Annotated in this window: 18 protein-coding genes and 1 riboswitch; of the genes, 15 read left to right on the top strand and 3 right to left on the bottom strand. The window is 72.5% G+C overall.

What is annotated here, in order from left to right; all coding sequences use genetic code 11:
- Positions 1-332 precede the first annotated feature (332 nt).
- The 14 genes from ABD327_RS25060 to ABD327_RS24995 all read left to right on the top strand — a co-directional run bounded on the left by ABD327_RS25060 (position 333) and on the right by ABD327_RS24995 (position 15,922).
- Positions 333-2,747: a primosomal protein N' gene (locus ABD327_RS25060; protein ID WP_344453292.1), complete on the top strand. Its 2,415-nt coding sequence runs from the start codon at positions 333-335 to the stop codon at positions 2,745-2,747.
- A gap of 280 nt (positions 2,748-3,027) precedes the next feature.
- Positions 3,028-4,770, top strand: a complete 1,743-nt coding sequence (locus ABD327_RS25055) for a hypothetical protein (RefSeq protein ID WP_344453290.1) — start codon at positions 3,028-3,030, stop codon at positions 4,768-4,770.
- Positions 4,771-5,051: 281 nt separating this feature from the next.
- A complete protein-coding gene (def, locus tag ABD327_RS25050) occupies positions 5,052-5,597 on the top strand; it encodes a peptide deformylase (protein ID WP_344453288.1) in 546 nt (181 codons plus the stop codon).
- A gap of 1 nt (position 5,598) precedes the next feature.
- A complete protein-coding gene (fmt, locus tag ABD327_RS25045; protein WP_344453286.1) occupies positions 5,599-6,525 on the top strand; it encodes a methionyl-tRNA formyltransferase in 927 nt (308 codons plus the stop codon).
- Positions 6,526-6,606: 81 nt separating this feature from the next.
- The gene (locus tag ABD327_RS25040) at positions 6,607-8,025 is read left to right on the top strand and encodes an RsmB/NOP family class I SAM-dependent RNA methyltransferase (protein ID WP_344453284.1); all 1,419 of its coding nucleotides are present in this window, start codon (positions 6,607-6,609) and stop codon (positions 8,023-8,025) included.
- Between the two features lie 45 nt (positions 8,026-8,070).
- Positions 8,071-9,000 carry a phosphatase PAP2 family protein gene (locus ABD327_RS25035; protein WP_344453282.1) on the top strand — a complete coding sequence of 310 codons (930 nt, stop codon included), beginning with the start codon at positions 8,071-8,073 and terminating at the stop codon, positions 8,998-9,000.
- Between the two features lie 37 nt (positions 9,001-9,037).
- Positions 9,038-9,733 carry a ribulose-phosphate 3-epimerase gene (gene rpe, locus ABD327_RS25030; RefSeq protein WP_344453280.1) on the top strand — a complete coding sequence of 232 codons (696 nt, stop codon included), beginning with the start codon at positions 9,038-9,040 and terminating at the stop codon, positions 9,731-9,733.
- 159 nt (positions 9,734-9,892) lie between these two features.
- Positions 9,893-10,023: riboswitch (FMN riboswitch) on the top strand.
- Positions 10,024-10,103: 80 nt separating this feature from the next.
- A complete protein-coding gene (locus ABD327_RS25025) occupies positions 10,104-10,697 on the top strand; it encodes a riboflavin synthase (protein ID WP_344453553.1) in 594 nt (197 codons plus the stop codon).
- Positions 10,694-11,902 carry a bifunctional 3,4-dihydroxy-2-butanone-4-phosphate synthase/GTP cyclohydrolase II gene (locus ABD327_RS25020; RefSeq protein ID WP_344453278.1) on the top strand — a complete coding sequence of 403 codons (1,209 nt, stop codon included), beginning with the start codon at positions 10,694-10,696 and terminating at the stop codon, positions 11,900-11,902. The genes ABD327_RS25025 and ABD327_RS25020 overlap by 4 nt, the downstream gene beginning before the upstream one ends.
- On the top strand, positions 11,902-12,381 hold the full coding sequence (gene ribH, locus ABD327_RS25015) for a 6,7-dimethyl-8-ribityllumazine synthase (RefSeq protein WP_344453276.1): 480 nt from the start codon (positions 11,902-11,904) through the stop codon (positions 12,379-12,381). Before ABD327_RS25020 ends, ribH begins: the two co-directional genes overlap by 1 nt.
- 217 nt (positions 12,382-12,598) lie before the next feature.
- A complete protein-coding gene (gene hisG / locus ABD327_RS25010; protein WP_344453274.1) occupies positions 12,599-13,474 on the top strand; it encodes an ATP phosphoribosyltransferase in 876 nt (291 codons plus the stop codon).
- Between the two features lie 9 nt (positions 13,475-13,483).
- Positions 13,484-13,915, top strand: a complete 432-nt coding sequence (locus ABD327_RS25005; protein ID WP_344453272.1) for a PH domain-containing protein — start codon at positions 13,484-13,486, stop codon at positions 13,913-13,915.
- 60 nt (positions 13,916-13,975) lie between these two features.
- Positions 13,976-15,655 carry a sodium:solute symporter family protein gene (locus ABD327_RS25000; protein ID WP_344453270.1) on the top strand — a complete coding sequence of 560 codons (1,680 nt, stop codon included), beginning with the start codon at positions 13,976-13,978 and terminating at the stop codon, positions 15,653-15,655.
- 9 nt (positions 15,656-15,664) lie between these two features.
- On the top strand, positions 15,665-15,922 hold the full coding sequence (locus ABD327_RS24995; protein WP_344453268.1) for a hypothetical protein: 258 nt from the start codon (positions 15,665-15,667) through the stop codon (positions 15,920-15,922).
- On the opposite strand, the gene ABD327_RS24990 is transcribed toward ABD327_RS24995, so the two are convergent.
- Both ABD327_RS24990 and ABD327_RS24985 read right to left on the bottom strand, forming a co-directional pair.
- On the bottom strand, positions 15,919-17,013 hold the full coding sequence (locus ABD327_RS24990) for a sulfite oxidase (RefSeq protein WP_344453266.1): 1,095 nt from the start codon (positions 17,011-17,013) through the stop codon (positions 15,919-15,921). The two genes, ABD327_RS24995 and ABD327_RS24990, sit on opposite strands and share 4 nt — an antisense overlap.
- Before the next feature lie 40 nt (positions 17,014-17,053).
- Positions 17,054-17,458 carry an NTP transferase domain-containing protein gene (locus tag ABD327_RS24985; protein WP_344453264.1) on the bottom strand — a complete coding sequence of 135 codons (405 nt, stop codon included), beginning with the start codon at positions 17,456-17,458 and terminating at the stop codon, positions 17,054-17,056.
- Positions 17,459-17,608: 150 nt separating this feature from the next.
- Between ABD327_RS24985 and ABD327_RS24980 the strand changes: the two genes are divergently transcribed.
- Positions 17,609-18,442 carry a polysaccharide deacetylase family protein gene (locus ABD327_RS24980; protein WP_344453262.1) on the top strand — a complete coding sequence of 278 codons (834 nt, stop codon included), beginning with the start codon at positions 17,609-17,611 and terminating at the stop codon, positions 18,440-18,442.
- Positions 18,443-18,445: 3 nt separating this feature from the next.
- Here the strand turns inward: ABD327_RS24980 and ABD327_RS24975 are convergent, their stop codons facing one another.
- On the bottom strand, positions 18,446-20,152 hold the full coding sequence (locus tag ABD327_RS24975) for a PucR family transcriptional regulator (protein WP_344453259.1): 1,707 nt from the start codon (positions 20,150-20,152) through the stop codon (positions 18,446-18,448).
- Between the last annotated feature and the right edge of the window lie 66 nt (positions 20,153-20,218).

Genomic DNA, 20,218 nt, shown 5'->3' with positions numbered 1-20,218 from the left:
GCGCTTGCGCGCCCGCGGGCGGTTTCCTGCCGCCCTTTACAGGCGGGTGTGCGGGCCGCAGGTCGCAGGCGGGGTGCGTGGGGGTCTCGGTGATCTGGGTCGGAAGGCGCGGGTCTTCGTGCTTGCGCGTTCGGTGGCGGTCTCTCGCGAAGTCCATAGGCCGGGTGGGCGAGGTTTCCGGTGGTCTGAATTGGAAGGTGCGGGTCTTCGCGCTTGCGTGCCCGCCAGTGTCCACAGGCGGGGCGCGCGGGGTCTTTCCGATGGTCTGGGAGTGGTAGGTGTGAGGGGTGCATGAGGACGGCTTGATTCCGGGGCTGGAAGACGTTCCGGTTGTGAAGGGCGGGAGCGCGGGGGAGGGCGCGCGCTCCGCTTCTGCCCGTCCGGCCGTCCGGCGCAAGGGGGTGCCCGAGGCGGCGGAGGAGCTGCCCGTCGCGCGGGTGGCCGTCGACGTGCCGCTGCCGCACCTGGACCGGCCGTTCGACTACCTCGTGCCCGCCAGGCTGGACGCGGACGCCGTCCCCGGATGCCGGGTGCGGGTGCGCTTCGCGGGCAAGCTCATGGACGGCTTCCTGCTGGAGCGGATCGCCGAGAGCGGCCACGAGGGCAGGCTGTCCTTCCTGGAACGGGTGACCTCCCCCGAACCCGTCCTGACCCCCGAGATCGCCGCGCTGGCCCGCGAGCTCGCGGACCGGCACGCCGGCACCCTCGCCGACGTCCTGCGCCTGGCGATCCCGCCCCGTCACGCCCGGGCGGAGAAGCACCCGCCGTCCCCCGGCCCCTCCCGCGTGCCCGCCCCGCAGGACCCGGGCCCCTGGGCCGACTACCCGGCGGGCCCCTCCTTCCTGACGGCCCTCGCCGACGGCAGGTCCCCCCGCGCGGTCTGGACCGCCCTGCCGGGCCCCGACTGGCCCGCCGCCATCGCCCGAGCCGCCCGCGCCGCCCTCGCCTCCGGCCGCGGCACCCTCGTCATCGTCGCCGACGGCCGCGAAGCCGCCCGCGTCGCCACCGCCCTCACCCACGAGTTCACACCCCTCGGCCCGGCCTCCTCCCCATCGGAGCAGGCGCCCGCCACCACACCGGAGGCGTCGGACCGGGCGGTTTCGGCGGCCGGATCCGCTCCGGGCACGTCCGGTACGGCTTCAGGGTCTTCGGGTCGTGGGGTCGAGTCCGGGGTTTCGGGCGTGGAGGGGATTGCCGCTGACGAGCCGGAGATGCCGGACCGGGTGGTCCCGGTGGCTGGAGCCGCGTCGGGTGCGTGCGGTGCTGCTTCGGAGTCTTCGGGTCGTGGGGTCGAGTCCGGGGTTTCGGGTTTGGAGGGGAGCGCCGCTGACGCGCCGGAGGCTTCGGGGCGAGAGGCGTTGGCGGTCGGGGCCGGAGTCTCCGGGGGCGGGTCCGACGCGGGCGAGGAGGGCGGGGGTTTCCCCGAAGGGAAAGCCGGGCCGGAGTGGGCGGTGCTGACGGCGGAGGCCGGGCCGGAGAAGCGGTACCGGGAGTGGCTGCGGGTGCTGCGGGGAGAGGCGCGGATCGTCGTCGGGACCAGGGGGGCGATGCTCGCGCCGGTGCGGGACCTCGGGCTCGTGGTGCTGTGGGACGACGGGGACGACGTGCACGCCGAGCCGCACGCGCCCTACCCGCACGCGCGAGAGGTGCTGGCGCTGCGGGCGCACCGGGCGGGCGCCGGGGCCCTGTTCGGGGGGTTCACGCGGACGGCGGACACGACGCAGCTCGTCGCCGGAGGGTGGGCGCACGGGCTGGCGGCCGCGCGGGAGACGGTGCGGGAGCGGATGCCGAGGGTGCGGCCCGCGGGGGAGGACTCCGAACTGGCCAGGGACGAGGCGGCGCGGTCGGCGCGGCTGCCGGGGCTGGCGTTCCGGACGGCTCGGGAGGCGCTGGCCGAGGGGCCGGTGCTGGTGCAGGTGCCCCGGCGCGGCTACCTGCCCGCGCTGGCCTGCCGCAGGTGCCGGGAGCCCGCCCGGTGCGGCGAGTGCGCCGGGCCGCTGGCGCTGGCGTCGTCGCACGCCGTCCCCCACTGCCTGTGGTGCGGCAGGCTCGCGGGGGACTGGAAGTGCCCCGAATGCGGGGACCGGCAGATCAGGGCGATCGCGGTGGGCGCCGGACGGACCGCCGAGGAGCTCGGCCGGGCGTTCCCCGGCGTGACGGTGCGGACCTCGGGCCGGGACGGCGTCCTGGCGTCCGTCGGGAGCCGCCCGGAACTCGTCGTCTCCACGCCCGGCGCCGAACCGGTGGCCGAGGAGGGCTACGCCGCCGCGCTGCTGCTCGACGGCTGGGCGCTGCTGGGCCGGGCCGACCTGCGCGCCAACGAGGAGGCGCTGCGCCGCTGGCTGAACGCCGCGGCCCTGGTCCGCCCGCACGGCAGGGTGGTGCTGGTGGCCGACTCCGCGCTGCCCGTCGTCCAGGCCGTCGTCCGCTGGGACCCCGTCACGTTCGCCGAGCGGGAACTGGACGAGCGCCGCGAGCTCCGCTTCCCCCCGGCCGCTCGCATGGCCTCCCTCACCGGCACCCCGGAAGGGCTCAGGGACTTCCTGGCCGCCGTGCGGCTCCCCGACGGCACCGAGGTCCTCGGCCCCGTCCCGGTCGGCACAGGCCGGGAGCGCGCCCTCCTGCGCGCCCCGTTCCCCGCCGCCCCCGCCCTGGCCCGCACCCTGAAGGAGACCCAGGGCATCCGCAGCGCCCGCAAGGCCCCCGACCCCGTCCGCGTGGAGATCGACCCCCTGGAACTCATCTGAACCTCCGCCCGGGCGACGTCCGGGCACACGGCCGGAGACCCCGTCGCAAAGGCTCCGGGGCGTGAGGCCGCGCCCACCGGCCCGTCCGCGCCACCGGGCCACAGGTCCGTCCGAGGGGCGGGACGGTCGGTGGCCGGGGCGACCGGAAGAGGCGGCGGGGGTGGCGAGCGGGAGAAAAAGGGGTGTCGGGGGAGGAAAGAGACGTGGGCGAGGGAGGCTCCGCAGACGGGTGCGGGCGTTCTCGCACGGAGAGGGGTGGGGAGGGGCATAGGGTACGACGGTGGCTGAGAAGTGGGTGGAAACGACGGTCGAGGGGTTCGAGGCGTGGGCCGCCGCGAAGGGGGGCGCCGACCTGCACGGGGCGCGCATCCTGGTGGAGCTGGCCGACCTGAACCGGACCGCTGAGCTGGACGGGGCCCTTCTGCGGGAGATCCTGCTGGAGGACTTCCCCGAGAACGTGATGGCGGGGCCCGACGACGGGCCCGCCGTGCTGGACGCGGCGCGCGACCTGGTGGCCTACCTCGCCGAGGGCGGGGAGCTGGACGAGGCCCGGGTGCGCGAGCTGAACGAGGTGATCGACACGGTCGGCCCCGAGTTCACCGCGGCGCTGGAGGAGAGCAGCGAGAACGACGGGAACGCCGCCGAGCTGTTCGGCCGGATGATGACCGCCGACGGCGTCGACCTCGACGACGAGGCGGCCATCGAGGCGTGGGTGCGCGAGTTCGAGGCCCTCTCCGACGAGGAGAAGGTCGAGCGCACCATGCGGCAGTTCGCCGCCGACAACGTGGTGCCGCCCGTCCGGCTGGCGCCCCGCGCGCAGCTGGCCGAGGCCGCCCGCGCGTCGTCGCTGCTCACCGGCGCGCTGGAACTGGCCGCCTGGATCGACGGCCGCGCCCTGGACGAGGACGCCCTCGCCGAGGAGGACGTGAAGACGGCCGTCCAGACCCTCGGCCTGCGCTCGGCCGCCGAGGACCCGGAGGGCGAGAACCTCGAGCTGGAGCGCCTGTGGCGCGCCGTGCGGCACGCCGACCTGGTCGAGGTGGAAGACGGCCGCGCGCACCGCGCCGAGAGCCCGGACACCGGCGACGAGGGGGTCGTGCTGGGCCTGTGGGTCGCGCTGTTCGACGGCGTCGTCACCCGCGAGTTCGACGAGGGCGAGGCGCTCAGCCCGCTGGAGGTCTGCCAGGGCGAGCTGCCCAGCGTGCTGCTGCACCTGTACGAGAACGGCACCGCCGCCCCGCTCGGCGAGCTGGTCAGCGGCCTGATCGAGCACGTGCAGGACGCCTACGAGATCGCCGACGCCGCCACCCTCGCCCAGGGCCTTCCCCAGGCGCTGAGCATGGAGCTGGACGGCCTGGCCCGCTGGGGCGCGCTGACGGTCGCCGACGGCGAGGTCTCCTTCACCCCGCTGGGCGTCTACGCCGTCCGGGAGCTGCTGCTGGCCGACGGCTACACCGCCCCGCTCATCGGCGACCTGGCCGAGGGCTCGGCCGCCGAGCTGGTCGGGGGCCTGGTGCACCACCGGGAGGAGACCGCCGAGCAGGAGATCGGGCTGTGGCTGGAGGGCCGCTCCGCCGTGGACGCCGCCGCCGGCCTGCTGGAGCTGATGCGCGACGGCCACCCGGCGCAGCGCAACATCGCGGCCGTCGTCCTGCAGCAGGTCGGCCAGGAGGCCGAGCAGCTGATCCGCGACGCCCTGGACGTCCCGCAGACCCGCCCGTACGCCGCGGTCTGGCTGAACACCCACGGCGACGAGAAGACGGTCCCGTCCGAGGCCGACCTGCAGTGGATGTTCGTCGACACCCTCGCCGGCATGGTCGAGGCGGTCGGCCCGCACGACGCCGTCCAGATCGCCCTGGCCGACAGCGAGGTCGACAACGACCTCACCGCCCTGGTCGAGGGCGTCTGGCGGCTGGACCACCCGCACGTCGGCGAGGTCCTCGACGCGATCGGCGACCACCACCACGACAAGGAGCTCGCGAAGATCGCCCGCAAGGCGGCCTTCAAGGCCCGCTCCAAGTAGCACCGCCCGCCGCGCCCCGCCCTGCGAAGGGCGGGGCGCGCCGCGTTGTGCCCCGATCCGAGAGGGCTCGTCCCCGGTCGGTCGGCGGGGGTCGCCGCGGGCGTCGATCCGCTCCGGTCCGAAAAGCTTCTCCGTCCCGTCCGGAGGAGAGGGGGCCGGTGGCGGTCCGTGCGCTCGGCCTCTCCGGGAGGGGCGGGGCGGACGGGAGGAGGGCGAAACCGGGGCGGGGGCGCTCGTAGACTGGGCTTGATCCGGAGAACCTTGAGCTTGAGGAGATGGCTTTGGCGGTCAAACCGATCCGTTTGTTCGGTGATCCGGTGCTGCGGACCCCGGCGGAGCCCGTCAAGGACTTCGACAAGGAGCTGCGGCAGCTGGTCAAGGACCTCACCGAGACCATGGTCGACGCGCCGGGCGCGGGCCTGGCGGCCCCTCAGCTCGGCGTGGGGCTGCGGGTGTTCACGTACTACGTGGACGACCGCCTCGGGCACCTGGTGAACCCGTCCCTGGACCTCAGCGAGGAGCAGCAGGACGGCGAGGAGGGCTGCCTGTCCCTTCCGGGGCTGTCCTTCCCGACGCCGCGCGCCTACCGGGCCGTCGCCAAGGGCTTCAACATGCACGGCGAGCCGATCACCGTGGAGGGCACCGAGCTGCTGGCGCGGTGCGTCCAGCACGAGACCGACCACCTCGACGGCATCCTGTTCATCGACCGGATGGACCCCGAGCAGCGCAAGCTCGCGATGAAGGCGATCCGGGAGGCCGAGTGGTTCGGCGAGCCCGCGCCGGTGGTCAGGGACTCGCCGCACCGCACGTTCGGACGGGCCATCTGAGATGAGACTGGTCTTCGCCGGAACCCCCGAGACCGCGGTGCCGCCGCTGAAGGCGCTGCTGGAGTCCGACCACGAGGTCGTGGCCGTCGTCACCCGCCCGGACGCCCCGGCGGGGCGCGGCAGGAAGCTGGTGGCCAGTCCCGTCGCCGAGGTCGCCGAGGCGCACGGCATCGAGGTCCTCAAACCCGCCAAGGCCGACGATCCCGATTTCCTCCGGCGGCTGGAGGAGCTGGCGCCCGACTGCTGCCCGGTCGTCGCCTACGGCGCGATCCTGCGCAAGGCGGCCCTGGGGATCCCCCGTCTCGGCTGGGTCAACCTGCACTTCTCGCTGCTGCCGGCCTGGCGCGGCGCGGCGCCCGTCCAGCGGGCCGTTCTCGCGGGGGACGAGATCACCGGCGCGATGACCTTCCTCATCGAGGAGGGCCTGGACACCGGCCCGGTCTTCGGCCACCTCACCGAGCCGATCCGGCCCGACGACACCAGCGGAACCCTCCTGGAGCGGCTGTCCCACGCGGGCGCCCGCCTGCTGCGCGACACCATGGACGGCCTGGAGGCCGGCGCCCTGCGCCCCGTCCCGCAGCCGGAGGAGGGCGTCTCCCACGCGGCCAAGCTCACCCCGGAGGACGCCCGGGTCGACTGGAGCGCCCCCGCGATGCGGGTGGACCGCCTCTGCCGCGCCTGCACTCCCGCTCCGGGCCCCTGGACGACGTTCCGCGACGACCGCCTCAAGCTCGGCCCCGTCCGTCTCGCCGCCGGCGCGGGCCCTCTGGCCCCCGGCGAGCTGAAGGTCACCAAGAACGAGGTCCTCGTGGGCACCGCCACCCATCCGGTGGCGCTCGGCGAGGTCCAGCCGCCCGGCAAGAAGCGCATGAGGGCCGTGGACTGGGCCCGCGGCCTTCGCCTCGCCCCGGAGGACCGCCTCCGGTGACCTCCGGCCGGAGAAGAAGAGACCTGAAGTCGTTTTTCCCGTCCAGCGTCGTTCTGGGCGGGTCGTTGGGGGAGAAGACGGATGCCTGAGCAGCGGAGGCGCAGTGCCCACCGGAACCGGGGGCACGACAACCGGAGGCCCGCGCGCCAGGCGCAGCGGAGGACGCCCGGGGACGCGGTGCGCAAGGCCGTCTACGACGTGCTGCGGGCCGTGGACACGCGGGACGCGTACGCGAACCTGCTGCTGCCCAGGGTGCTGCGGGAGCGTGAGCTGAGCGGCCGGGACGCGGCGCTGGCGACCGAGCTGACGTACGGGACGCTGCGCGGGAGGGGGACGTACGACGCGATCCTCGACCTGTGCAGCGACCGCCCGGTGGCCCAGATCGACGCCCCGCTGAGGGACCTGCTGCGCCTCGGGACCCACCAGCTGCTGCGGACCAGGATCCCGGCGCACGCGGCCGTCTCCACCACCGTCGACCTCGTGCGGTCGGTCTCGGGCCCCGGCCAGGCGAAGTTCGCCAACGCGGTGCTGCGGCGGGTGACGACCAGGGACCTGCCGGGGTGGCTGGTGATCGCGGCCCCCGAGGACGAGCTGGGCCGCCTGTCCATCACCTACAGCCATCCCAAGTGGGTGGTCTCGGCGCTGCGCGACGCGGTCGGCAGGGACGAGATCGAGGACCTCCTGGCCGCCGACAACGAGCGTCCCGGCGTCACCCTGGTGGCCCGTCCGGGGCGCGCGACGGTGGAGGAGCTCTACGAGCTGGGCGCGGGCCCCGCCGCGTACTCCCCGTACGCCGCCTACCTGCCCGAAGGCGACCCGGGGGAGATCGCCGCGGTCCGGGAGGGAAGGGCCGGGGTCCAGGACGAGGGCAGCCAGCTCGTGGCGCTGGCTCTGGCCGCGGCCCCGCTGGAGGGCCCGGACGCCCGCTGGCTGGACCTGTGCGCGGGCCCCGGCGGCAAGGCCGCCCTGCTGGCGGGCCTCGCCGGGCAGCGGGACGCGCACCTGGTGGCCTGCGACGTGCAGCCGCACCGCGCTGAGCTGGTGCGCCAGGTGGTCACCGAGGACACGGCCGTGCTGGTCGCCGACGGGACCCGCCCCGCCTGGAGGCCCGAGAGCTTCGACCGGGTGCTGGTGGACGTCCCCTGCACCGGTCTGGGCGCGCTGCGCCGCCGTCCCGAGGCCCGCTGGCGCCGCGTCCCGCAGAACGTCGCCGAGCTGGGCCCGCTCCAGCGGGACCTGCTGCGCACCGCCCTCGACTCGGTCCGCCCCGGAGGCGTCGTGGCCTACGTCACATGTTCTCCGCATCTGGCGGAGACGAGGGTGGTCGTCGACGACGTGCTGCGCTCCCGTCCGGACGTGCAGCGCCTGGACTCCGTGGACGTCCTGACCGGGGTGGCCCCGCATCTCTCCGGGCTGGGCGCCGGCCCGTACGCGCAGTTCTGGCCGCACCGCCACGGCACCGACGCGATGTTCCTCGCCCTGCTGCGCCGCACTTCCTGAGCCCGGGTGTACGGAGCACCACGCCGCCGGTGAGACCATCGAGTGATGGCCCAGATACTTTCAGCCATCGGCAGCATGGGCGTCTACCTCGTGTTCCTGCTCGTCGTCTACTGGTGCGTCAGCCCCTCCGCGGGCGCCCGGGGTCTGGTGCTGCTGATGCTCAGCAGTTCGCTCAACGAGCTGGCCAAGCTGTGGGCGGTCGCTCCGAGGCCTTACTGGACCGATCCGTCGATAGTCCCGGGCGCGTCGGTCACGTCGTTCGGCATGCCCTCGGGCCACGCGCAGAACGCGGTCGTGGTGTGGGGCGTCCTGGCCTGGTCCCTCGGCCGCCGCGCCGCGTGGGCGGTGGCGGCCGTGATGGCGCTGGGCATCGGCTGGTCCAGGTACGCGCTGGGCGTGCACTCGGTCGGCCAGATCCTGGCGGGCTGGGGGATCGGCCTGGCCCTGCTGGCCGGGGCGATGGCCTGGACGGAACCGCTGGCCCGCTGGTGGCGGAGGTGGCCGCTGCAGGACAGGCTGGCCCTGGCGGTGCTGCCGTCCTTCGTCCTGTTCGCGGTGACGGTCCTGGCCGCCCGCAACCTCAGTGACGAGACGTTCCCCTGGACGTGGGCGGAGGCCGTCCGCAGGGCGGGCGGGGAGGGGCCGAGGACGTCTTCGGACGCGGCGGCGGCGGGCTGGGGCTTCCTCGCGGGCTTCCTGGCGGGCCTGGCCCCGCGGGCGGCGCCGCCTCCGCTGGATCCGGCGGGCGGCTGGCGGCGGGGAGCGCTGCGCGTTCTCACCGGCGTGGCCGCGTTCTGCCTTCCGGCCGCGGTCTACCTGGTCATGGTGAGCCTGGCCTCCCCCTTCGCGCCCGCGTTGTTCGTCCTGTCCGCCCTCGCGGGCCTGTGGACGGTCTGGGGGGCTCCCAAGGCGTTCGAGCGCCTGGGTCTGACCGGAGGAGGGCCGGTGTCCCCGCGCGTTCACCCGGACGGGTGAGCACGAGGGTCCGGCCGAACCCTAAACTCGGTGCACCATGGGAATACAGATCTCTCCGAGCATCCTCTCCGCCGACTTCGCCCACCTGGCGCGTGACATCGAGGCCGTCTCCGACGCCGCCGACTGGGTCCACGTCGACGTGATGGACAACCACTTCGTCCCCAACCTCACCCTCGGGCTGCCGATCGTGGAGTCGCTGCTGAAGCACAGCCGCATCCCGGTCGACTGCCACCTCATGATCGCGGATCCGGACCGCTGGGCCCCGGCCTACGCCGAGGCGGGGGCGGGCAGCGTCACGATCCACGTCGAGGCGGCCAAGGCCCCGATCCGCACCCTGCGGATGATCCGCGCGGCGGGAGCCCGCGCCTCGCTGGCGCTGAGCCCGTCCACCCCGGTGGAGCCCTACGAGGACCTGCTGGGCGAGCTGGACATGCTGCTGCTGATGACGGTCGAGCCCGGTTTCGGCGGCCAGAAGTTCCTGGACGTGGTGCTGCCCAAGATCCGCCGCGCCCGCGAGATGATCAAGGGCCGGGGCCTCGACCTGTGGCTGCAGGTCGACGGCGGCGTCTCCGCCGAGACGATCGAGCGCTGCGCCGAGGCCGGCGCGGACGTGTTCGTGGCGGGCAGCGCGGTCTACGGCGCCGAGGACCCGGCCGAGGCGGTGCGCGGGCTGAAGGCGCTGGCGGAGAAGACGGTCCGCCCGGAGCGCACGATCGGCTTCGGCAGGGGCTGAAGACGGGCGTCCCGCCAGCCGGGAACGGGCGGGACCGCCCCGGCTGTTCCATGGAACAGTCTTCATGGCAAACTTGTTGCAGAGTCATGGAACTCGCAACGTGAAGTAGCGTCAGTGCCAATTCAGGCAGTGACCCAGTGGAAACACTGAGTAGTGATACAGCGTGCTCCGGGGTCGGTGAAATTCCGAGCCGGCGGTGAAAGTCCGCGACCCGGCCGAAGCCATCGGCCGGTTGAGCCGGTGAAATTCCGGTACCGACGGTCATAGTCCGGATGGGAGGCAGCGCGCGCGCCGTACCCTGCCCGCATGGGCGAGGGCGCGGCTTTTCCTCACCCCCGGAGCTCCCCGCCAGATGAGGGAGGACAGGGGAGTGTTCACCGGAATCGTCGAGGAGCTCGGCGAGATCATCGGTAAGACGGACGGCCCGGAGTCGGCCGTCCTGGAGATCCGAGGGCCGCTGGTCGTCTCGGACGCCGCACATGGATCTTCCATCGCGGTCAACGGCGTATGCCTGACCGTCGTGGACCTCAAGGACGACGTCTTCACCGCGGACGTGATGCGCGAGACGCTGGAACGCAGCAGCCTCGGCGCCCTGGAGCCCGGTTCCCGGGTCAACCTGGAACGGCCGGTGCGCCTGCAGGACAGGCTCGGCGGCCACCTGGTCCAGGGCCACGTGGACGGGGTCGGCGTGATCGTCGAACGCGTTCCCTCCGAGAAATGGGAGATCGTCCGCGTCTCCCTGCCCGACACGCTCAGCCGCTATGTGGTGGAGAAGGGCTCGATCACGGTCGACGGCGTGAGCCTCACCGTGGTGGAGGCCGCTCCGGACTCCTTCACCATCAGCCTCATCCCCACCACTCTGGAACTGACCACCCTGGGTCGCAAGGGTCCCGGAGACCCCGTGAACCTCGAGGTGGACGTCGTCGCCAAGTACGTCGAGCGCATGATCGGAGCGCGGCAGTGAGCGTTTTCAGCACCATCGAAGAGGCGATCGCGGACATAGCCGCGGGCCGACCGGTCGTCGTGGTCGACGACGAGAGCCGCGAGAACGAGGGCGACCTCGTCTTCGCCGCCGAGCACGCCACCCCCGAGCTGATGGCCTTCACCGTCCGCTACACCTCGGGCTACATCTGCGCCCCGCTCACCGAGGCCGACTGCATCCGGCTCCAGCTCCCGCCGATGTACCACACCAACCAGGACGTGCGCGGCACCGCCTACACCGTCAGCGTGGACGCCAGCGAGGGCGTGAGCACCGGCATCTCCGCCGCCGACCGCGCCCACACCATCCGGCTCCTGGCCTCCGCCGACACCGTGCCCTCCGACCTGCGCCGCCCCGGCCACGTGGTGCCGCTGCGCGCCCGCGAGGGCGGCGTGCTGGTGCGGCGCGGCCACACCGAGGCCACCATCGACCTGGCCCGGCTGGCGGGCTGCCGCCCCGCCGGGGTGCTGTGCGAGATCGTCAACGACGACGGCACCATGGCCAGGCTGCCCCAGCTGGAGGTCTTCGCCAAGGAACACGACCTCAAGCTGGTCTCCATCGAGCAGCTGGTGGCCTACCGCAAGCGCACCGAGCGCCTGGTCTCCCGCGACGCCGAGACCGTCATCCCCAACCGGTTCGGAGACTGGCGCGCCTTCGGCTACACCAGCTCCATCGACGGCGGCGAGCACATCGCCCTCGTCTACGGCGACCTCGGCGACGGCGAGGACGTGCTGGTGCGGGTGCACTCCGAGTGCCTCACCGGCGACGTCCTGCACTCCGACCGCTGTGACTGCGGCGCCCAGCTCGACGCGGCGATGGCCGAGATCGCGCTGGCGGGCCGGGGCGTGGTGGTCTACCTGCGCGGCCAGGAGGGCCGCGGCATCGGCCTGATCGCCAAGCTCAAGGCCTACGCGCTGCAGGACGGGGGCTCCGACACCGTGGACGCCAACGTCGAGCTCGGGCACCCGGTCGACGCCCGCGACTACACCAACGCCGCCCACATCCTCGCCGACCTGGGCGTGGAGTCGGTGCGGCTGCTGACCAACAACCCCGCGAAGATCGAGGCGCTCACCGGCTTCGGAGTGAAGCTGCTGGGCCGGGCCGCGCTGCCCGTCCACATCACCGAGCACAACCGCCGGTACCTGACGTCCAAGCGGGACCGGCTCGGACACCACATCGAGGGGCTCTGATGAGCGGCGAAGGACGTCCCGAGGACACCACCGTCGAGGCGAACGGCCTCGCCATCGGCATCGTCGCCGCCCGCTGGCACGGTCCGATCACCGACCAGCTGCTGGCCCGGGCGGTCGAGGCCGCCAAGGCGTGCGGCGCCCGGCCGACCGCCGTCCGGGTGGCCGGCGCGCTGGAGCTGCCGGTCGTGGCCCAGCAGCTGGCCCGCACCCACCACGCGGTCGTGGCTCTGGGCTGCGTGGTCAGGGGTGAGACGGCTCACTTCGACTACGTCTGCGACTCGGTGACCGCGGGCCTGACGAGGATCGCCCTCGACGAGGCGACCCCGGTCGGCAACGGGGTCCTGACCTGTGAGAATCTGGCTCAGGCCGAGAACCGGTCGGGGCTGCCCGGCAGCGCCGAGGACAAGGGCTGGGAATCGGTGGTGGCCGCCTTGGACGCCGCTTTGACCCTCCGTGAACTGCGGCGGAGCGAGGTCTGACGCACGGGCGCGGTAGAGTGGCGTGCCCGCGACACGGCGGGCACGTCATACGCGTTCAGCGAGGCAGGGAGGCGAAAGTGACCGCGCTCGGCACGGTATTCGACCTGCGAGGACCGCGTCACGGGAGCCATGCCGGGCATGGCCTGGAGCATCGAGGCTCCTGACCGCCCCGGACCAGTTCCCACGCCGTTCCTGACCGTCACTGAAAGGCATCACTGTGCTCTCCCTCGTGCTTCCCAAGGGTTCGCTGGAAAAGGCGACCTTCGAGCTGTTCAACGCCGCCGACCTGAGCGTCCGGCGCTCCAGCGACCGCGACTACCGCGCCTCCATCGACGACCCGCGCATCGACAAGGTCAGGGTCCTGCGCCCGCAGGAGATCCCGACCTACCTCGAGCAGGGGTTGTTCGACCTGGGCATCACCGGCCGCGACTGGATCTCCGAGACGAACGCGGACGTCGTCTCGCTCGGCGAGCTGAAGTACTCCAAGGCCACCTCCAACCCGGTGCGGGTCATCATGGCGGTGCCGCAGGACGCCCCCTGGCAGAAGGTCTCCGACCTGCCGGACGGCGTGCGCATCTCCACCGAGTTCCCGGCGCTGACCGACCGCTTCCTGGCGCAGCACGGCGTCAAGGCCAAGGTCGTGCCGTCCTACGGCGCCACCGAGGCCAAGGTCCCCGACATCGTCGACGTGATCGTCGACCTGACCGAGACCGGCTCGTCGCTGCGCAAGAACGGACTGCGCATCCTCGACACCCTGCTGGTCAGCTACACCGAGCTGGTCGCCAACCGCGAGGCCTACGAGAACCCTGAGAAGCGCGCCGCGATGGAGGACATCGCGCTGCTGCTGCAGGGCGTCATCCGGGCCCGCGGCAACGTGCTGATCAAGCTGAACGTGCCCGCGGGCCAGCTGCAGGACGTCCTGAACGTGGTGCCCTCCATGGCCTCTCCGACCGTCACGCCGCTGGCGGGCGGCGAGATGTTCGCGGTGGAGAGCGTCGTGGCCAAGGTGGGCATCAACGAGCTCATTCCGAACGTCAAGGCCGCGGGCGGCCGCGACATCCTCGAGATCCCGATCTCGAAGATCATCGACTAGCGGGGACCTGTGACCGGCAAGACCTGGCGGCCCCGGCGCACCCGGGCGATGGCCTTCTCGATGGCGGCCCTGATCATGGCGCTCATGATCTGGCTGGCCATCGGGATCGCCGAGACCTTCAAGCTGGTCGACCGGATCGGCATCGTCCTGTTCGGCGTGTTCGTGGCGGCCATCCTCGTGATGGTCGCCCGGGCCCGGGTCACCGCGGACGACGAGGGCCTGGTCGTCGTCAACCCGCTGCGCACCCACCGCTACAGCTGGGCCGAGGTGGTGGACGTCTCGTTCGAGCGCGGCGCCCCCTGGCCCTACCTGGACCTCGCCGACGGCACCTCCAAGGGCGCCGTCGGCATCCAGGGCTCCGAGGGGGAGGCCGCCTGGACGGCGGTCTCGGAGCTGAAGCAGCTGATCGCCGAACGCGGCGAGGCCCAAGAACCCCGCTGACCTCGGTCAAGATCGCTTCAGTTCCCGCTGGGGGGCGTCCGCGGCGGGAATGCACGGCAGGTGATCCTTCCCGCCGCCCAGGACGACCTCAGGCTCGACGTCACCGCCCTGGACTACCTGATCCTCGCGATCTACTTCGCGACCGTGCTCGGGATCGGCTTCGCGGCACGGGTGACGATCCGCACCAGCGTGGACTTCTTCCTGTCGGGGCGCTCGCTGCCCGCCTGGATCACCGGCCTGGCGTTCCTGTCGGCCAACCTCGGCGCGACCGAGATCCTCGGCATGGCCGCCAACGGCGCCCAGTACGGATTGATGACCACGCACTACTACTGGATCGGCGCGGTCCCGGCGATGGTCTTCCTCGGCATCGTGATGATGCCGTTCTACTACCGCTCCGGCGTGCACAGCGTGCCGGAGTTCCTGCGCCGCCGGTTCAACTCCCAGACCCAGCTGCTGAACGCGGTGACCTTCGCGATCGCGCAGATCCTCATCGCGGGCATCAACCTGTACGCGCTGGGGCTGGTGATGCGGGCCCTGGTCGGCTGGCCGCTGCCGGTCTCGGTGGTGGTCGCGGCGGTGTTCGTGCTGGCGTACATCACGCTGGGCGGCCTGTCGTCGGCTATCTACAACGAGGTGCTGCAGTTCTTCGTGATCATCGCGGGGCTGATCCCGCTGGTGGTCCTCGGGCTGATCAAGGTCGGCGGCCCCTCCGGGCTCGCCGACCGGATCAGGGACGACTCGCCGCTGGGCGACCCGGGCCTGCACACCTGGGCCGACACCGGGTCCGCCGCGGACAACCCGATGCAGGCGAGCTGGCTGGGCATCCTGCTGGGCCTGGGCTTCGTCCTGTCGTTCGGGTACTGGACGACGAACTTCGCCGAGGTCCAGCGCGGCCTGTCGGCCAAGAACAACACGGCCGCCCGGCTCACCCCGATCGTCGCGGCCTACCCCAAGATCGTCATCCCGGTGCTCACGGTGGTCCCCGGCATGATCGCGCTGGTGGTCTTCCCCGCGCTGAGCGAGCCCGGCGCCACCTACAACAACGCCATCCCGCTGCTCATGGGGGACCTGCTGCCGACCGGGGTGCTGGGGGTCGCCCTCACCGGACTGCTCGCCTCGTTCATGGCGGGCATGGCGGCGAACGTCTCGGGCTTCAACACGGTCTTCACCTACGACATCTGGCGGGGGCATCTGCGCAAGGGCCGCCCCGACGCCTACTACGTGTCGACCGGCCGGTGGATGACCGTCGTGGCGGTGGTCGGCGGCATCCTGACGGCGTTCATCGCCGCCCAGTACAGCAACATCATGGGCTACATGCAGCAGCTGTTCTCGTTCTTCAACGCGCCGCTGTTCGCCACCTTCATCCTCGGCCTCGCGTGGCGGAAGATGACGCCCTGGGCGGGCTTCTGGGGGCTGCTGATCGGCACGCTCAGCGCCGTCACGTCCTACCTGCTGTTCCTGGCGGGGCCGCTGGAGGACTTCTACGGTACGGAGCTCAACGCCAGTTTCTGGGGCGCGGGCATCGCGTTCGTCGTGGACATCGTCGTGTCCGTCGCGATCAGCCTCGCGACGGCGCGCACGGTCAAGCCGGACGAGGAGCTGAGAGGCCTGGTGCGGGGCCTGCCCAGCGACCGTCCCGACGACTCCGTGGCCGGCGACGAGAAGTGGTACCGCTCGCCGGTCAAGCTGGGCCTCGGCGCGCTCGTCCTGTCCCTGGCCTGCTACATCCCGTTCTGGTAGGAGCCCGAGATGCGCCGTCTGCTCGCCGAACTGCTGGCCAACCTGCTCGACATCCGGGTCGTCATCGGCGGCCTCTTCGCCATCTACGGCGTCATCCTGACGATCGTCGGCCTCATCGACAGCCCCGCCGCCCGCCAGAAGGCCCAGGGCGTGGACATCAACCTGTGGGTCGGCCTGGCGATGCTGGCGTTCGGCCTGTGCTTCCTCGTCTGGAGCATGTTCCACCCGCGGAAGCCGCTTCCGGAACCGGAGCCCGACGCGGATTAGACGACCGTGACGGGGTGGCGGACGACCGCGCCGAAGAGGTAGCCCTTGGAGTTGTAGGGGGCGCCGAGGGACTGGGTGACGCCGAGCTCGTCCGTCGCACGGGCCATGAGCTGGGCGGGGCCGCGCCGCTCGGGGGACCAGGGGAACTCCCACTGGGCCCAGGTGTGCGCCTGGCGGGGGCCGACGAGGCGGGCGGGCCGCCATTCGCCGCCGCCGTCGGTGCTCACCTCGACCGAGCGGATCGCGCCGTTGCCCGACCAGGAGCGCCCGGTCAGCAGGTACTCGCGGCCCTTGGCGATCTTGGCCTGGGGGGAGATCTCGAAGGCGCTCTTGATCGGCACCGTGGTCAGCGGGGCGCTGCCCTCTGGCGGGTGCCCCAGCCCGAACAGCCGGTAGAAGTCGGTGTCCCAGGGGGAGTGCAGCGGGCCGGTGGACACCTCGACGTCGCCGAGCCACTTGATCGAGGCGACGCCCACCCAGTCGGGCACGACGAGCCGTGCGGGGAAGCCGTGCTCGGGCCGCAGGGGGTGGCCGTTCATCTCGTAGGCGACCAGGACGTCCTTCATCGCCTTGGAGACCGGCAGCGGCCTGCGGACGCGCCCGTAGTCCACTCCGTCGCGGACGAAGGGGCGGTCCAGGCCGCGGGGGAGGAGGTCCACCGCGTCGTCGCGGATGCCGGCCCGCTCCAGCAGCACCGACAGCGGGACGCCCGTCCAGTGGGCCACGCCGATCGCGCCCAGGCCCCAGGGGGTGCCCTCCACCCGCTGGTTCTGCTGGACGGTGTAGAGGCTGCGGCCGTTGCCGGCGCACTCGATGAACGCGGTCGCCGAGTGCGAGGGCAGCGCGCGCAGGTCCTCGAGGTCGAACTCCACGGGGCCGCCGCGCAGGCCGTCGCCGTGCAGCCGCATCGTCCACGTCCGAGGGTCGATCTCGGGCACGCCGCTGTGGCTGCGGACGAAGAACTGGTCCGCGGGGGTGTGGTGGCCGACTCCGCGCATGGACTCCCAGCGCATCTCGAAATCCTCGCCGGTGCCCGGTCGGCCGGCGTCGCGGACCTGTTGTACTCGGAACGAGTCTTCACGCAGCACCATCTCAGGATGCTCCACCAATCCATACCAAGTCAATCGGCAATCAGGGTATGCGGTTCGCGCGGTGGCTCAGGTCGAGGAGGACCGGACCCGCCGTATGTTCGAGATCGAGATCGGCGGGAGGCCGCGCCCCCGCCTCGATCGCCTGCCGGACCGCCCCCGGGGTCAGCCCGGGAGCCCCGGTGCGGGCCAGGAGGGCGCTGCCGGTGCGCGGCGGCAGCGCGGCCAGCCCGGCCCGGACGCTGGACTCCGGCCCGTCCCGCCAGCGCGGGTCGGGCACGATCAGCCCGCCGAGCACCTCGATCGGCACCGCGCCGGTGACCACCGCGATCGGGCCGCAGCCGCCCTCGCGCAGCGTCCGGACGTCCCGGTCGACCCTGCGTTCGCCGTCGATGAGGGCCACGGCGTCCTCGTCCGTGGCCAGCAGTACCGCCGCGATCCTCAGCATCTCTCGACCCTAACCGCCCCGGGGCGGGCGCGGTGAGATTCGCCGGTCCCGCTCTGCGGTCTTCCGCCGGGTTCGTCCGGGGAAACTTCCTCCGGAGGACCGGCGTGCCGGATTCGCCAGCGATCACCGGGGTGTGCGAGATTGTTCGCCATGCGCGGTGGTTTCCCCCTCCTCTCCAGTGCGGTGGCGGCTGTCCTGGCGGTGGCCGCCGGGGTGTGGCCCTCGGTCCGGGTCCAGGCCGTCAACGGCCCCGACGTCGAGGAGATGAAGGCGGAGTACCGGACGGTGTTCTCCGACCGGTCCTGGCCCGCGCCGGCACCCGGCTCGTGGACGCTCCCGCAGCCGTCCGCCGACGGGCTGCCGCCCGTCATCAGCCGGATCGAGACGCAGGAGAAGGTCGTCTTCCTGACCATCGACGACGGCTACGAGTACGACGCGGAGTTCGTCGAGATCGTCCGCCAGGAGAAGGTCCCCATCCTGACCTTCCTCACCTCGGTCTACATCCCGCAGCACGGGCCGTACTTCTGGGCGCTGAAGAGCGCCGGCTCCCGCATGGAGAACCACAGCGTCAACCACAAGAACCTCGGAGTGCTCGGCCCCGAGGGGCAGCGCCAGGAGATCTGCGGCGCCTCGGACAAGATCGAGGAGCAGTACGGCCGCCGTCCGACCATCTTCCGGCCGCCGTTCGGCAGCTACAACGACACGACGCGGCAGGTGGTCAAGGAGTGCGGCATGAAGTCCGTGCTGCTGTGGTCGGCGGAGTACTACAACGGCACGACGTCGCCGCAAGGGGTCCGGGACGCCTTCGTGCGCGGCGACGGCGGCCAGGGCTTCAAGCCCGGCGACATCATCCTCATGCACTACCGCAAGGGCCTCGCCGCGCAGATGCGGACGATCCTCGGCTGGATCCGCGAGCAGGGCTTCAAGCCCGCCGCCGTCGAGAACTACCTGCCGGAGTCCCTGGGCGGCAACGCGAAGGGCTGAGCGTCAGATCCCGCGCATCCGCAGCACCTGGAGCGCGAGGTTGAGGTTCAGCTGCAGGTGCGGGTCCTCGGTGAAGGGGCCCAGCAGCCGCTCCAGCTTGCCGATGCGGTAGCGCAGCGTGTTGTAGTGGAAGTGCAGCCTGCGCGCGGTCTCGGCCACGTTCAGGTTGGTCTCCAGCAGCACCTGCAGCGTGCGGCGCAGGTCGGCGGCCTCGGTGTCGGCGTCCTCCGCGAGCTCGCCCAGCGTCTCCCGGACGAAGGAGTGCAGTTCGGCGGTGTCCTCCACCAGGCTGAGCAGCCGGTAGACGCCGAGCGAGTCGAAGTGCGCGGTCGCGCCGGGGCCGTGCATCTGCCGGCCCACCCGCACCGCCTTGACCGCCTGGTCGTAGGCGTCGGGCAGCCTCTCGGGGGTCTTCACCGACCTGCTGACGCCGGTGGAGAACACCAGCGACTCCCCTGAGGAGACCTCGCGGACCAGCCCGTTCACCAGGTCCTGCAGGTCGCCGATCGCGGGCAGGCCGACGATCGCGACGATCTCGCGGGCGAAGGAGGCCACCGCGGCGGACCGGTCCCTGCGGCGCACCGCCGCGGTCCAGGCCGCGGCGAACCGCTCCTGCGCGAGCTTGGCCGCCTCGTCGTCCGCGTTGCCGGCCCCGGAGGCGCTGACGGCCCCGGTGGCGGGGTCGGGGCCGGCGGGGTCCAGGTCCAGTGAGGCGACGACCACCGCGACGGGCCGGTCCAGGTCCCAGCCGAACCCGGCGCAGCGCGCCATGACACGGGAGCCCTCGCCAGCACGTCCGGCGAGCACGTCGCGCAGGAAGTCGGCCCGGTACTTGCCCTCCACCGCCGCGACGGCCTGCTGCTTGGTGATGACGAGCGCCGCGACCGTGGCGGCGCGCTCCAGGATGCCGACCTCGGTCTCGCTGAGGTCGCCGCCGGGGCAGTACGCGGCGATGAGCCCGTGGTCGAGGCCGCCCGCGGCGACCGGCACCGCCAGGCGGTCGCCGTGCAGCCCGGGTGTGGGGAGGCCGTCCAGCCAGTCCTCCAGGGAGCGCAGGTCCTGCGGGTCGCCGGCCCGCGCCAGGACGCGCTGCTCGCCGTCCAGGGTGAGGACGGCGCCGCCCAGCAGCGCGGCCAGCTCCTCGGTCACCTCGCGCAGCCCGCCCCCGCACAGGACGATCTGGACGAGCGCACGGTGCACCTCCTCGGTGCGGGCGAGGATCGCCGCCTGCCGGTTGAGGATGTCGGTGAGCACCTGGTTGAGGATGTCGTCGAAGCCGACGTGCTCGGGCAGCTGGATGAGGGGGAAGCCGAGCCGGTCGGCCTGGGCGATCATCTCGGCGGGCAGCTCGTCGAGGTAGGCGCCGGGTTTGACGGCCAGCGCCGCGACGTCGCGCTCGTTCAGCCCGGTCACCAGGTGGCCGAGCGCGGCGGGGCGGTTGCGCAGCGGGTAGCCGGTGGTCAGCAGCAGCTCGTTGGGCTTGACCCAGGCGAGGACGTCGGGCACCTCCATGACGTTGAGGCGCTGCACCACCCGGTCGAGCCCGGCGGCGCCGGCGACGAGTACGGCGTCGGCCAGGGTGGAGACGCCCAGGACCTCCCGGACGGGCAGCCCGTAGGTGAGGGTGCCGGTGCTGGCCAGCCGCAGCCGGGGCGGGAGGGCGTGGTTCTCGCCGGTGCGTCTGGTCCAGAGGTCTGTTCGGTTCTCCATGGCGCGACAACTTTCACAAGAAAGACGAATAAGGGCAAGTATCCTTGGCAAGTTTCTCCATACGGC

Source organism: Actinocorallia aurantiaca (genome assembly GCF_039533685.1).
Classification (GTDB): Bacteria; Actinomycetota; Actinomycetes; order Streptosporangiales; family Streptosporangiaceae; genus Actinocorallia; species Actinocorallia aurantiaca.
This window is presented reverse-complemented; position numbering and strand designations above follow the sequence as displayed.

Bases quoted from the DNA above. Each gene is read 5' to 3' on its own strand.
- ABD327_RS25035 (WP_344453282.1), top strand. From the start codon at position 8,071: ATGGCCCAGATACTTTCAGCCATCGGCAGCATGGGCGTCTACCTCGTG.
- ABD327_RS25040 (WP_344453284.1), top strand. From the start codon at position 6,607: ATGCCTGAGCAGCGGAGGCGCAGTGCCCACCGGAACCGGGGGCACGAC.
- ABD327_RS24990 (WP_344453266.1), bottom strand. From the start codon at position 17,013: ATGGTGCTGCGTGAAGACTCGTTCCGAGTACAACAGGTCCGCGACGCC.
- ABD327_RS24995 (WP_344453268.1), top strand. From the start codon at position 15,665: ATGCGCCGTCTGCTCGCCGAACTGCTGGCCAACCTGCTCGACATCCGG.
- fmt (WP_344453286.1), top strand. From the start codon at position 5,599: ATGAGACTGGTCTTCGCCGGAACCCCCGAGACCGCGGTGCCGCCGCTG.
- ribH (WP_344453276.1), top strand. From the start codon at position 11,902: ATGAGCGGCGAAGGACGTCCCGAGGACACCACCGTCGAGGCGAACGGC.
- ABD327_RS24975 (WP_344453259.1), bottom strand. From the start codon at position 20,152: ATGGAGAACCGAACAGACCTCTGGACCAGACGCACCGGCGAGAACCAC.
- ABD327_RS24985 (WP_344453264.1), bottom strand. From the start codon at position 17,458: ATGCTGAGGATCGCGGCGGTACTGCTGGCCACGGACGAGGACGCCGTG.
- ABD327_RS24980 (WP_344453262.1), top strand. From the start codon at position 17,609: ATGCGCGGTGGTTTCCCCCTCCTCTCCAGTGCGGTGGCGGCTGTCCTG.
- rpe (WP_344453280.1), top strand. From the start codon at position 9,038: ATGGGAATACAGATCTCTCCGAGCATCCTCTCCGCCGACTTCGCCCAC.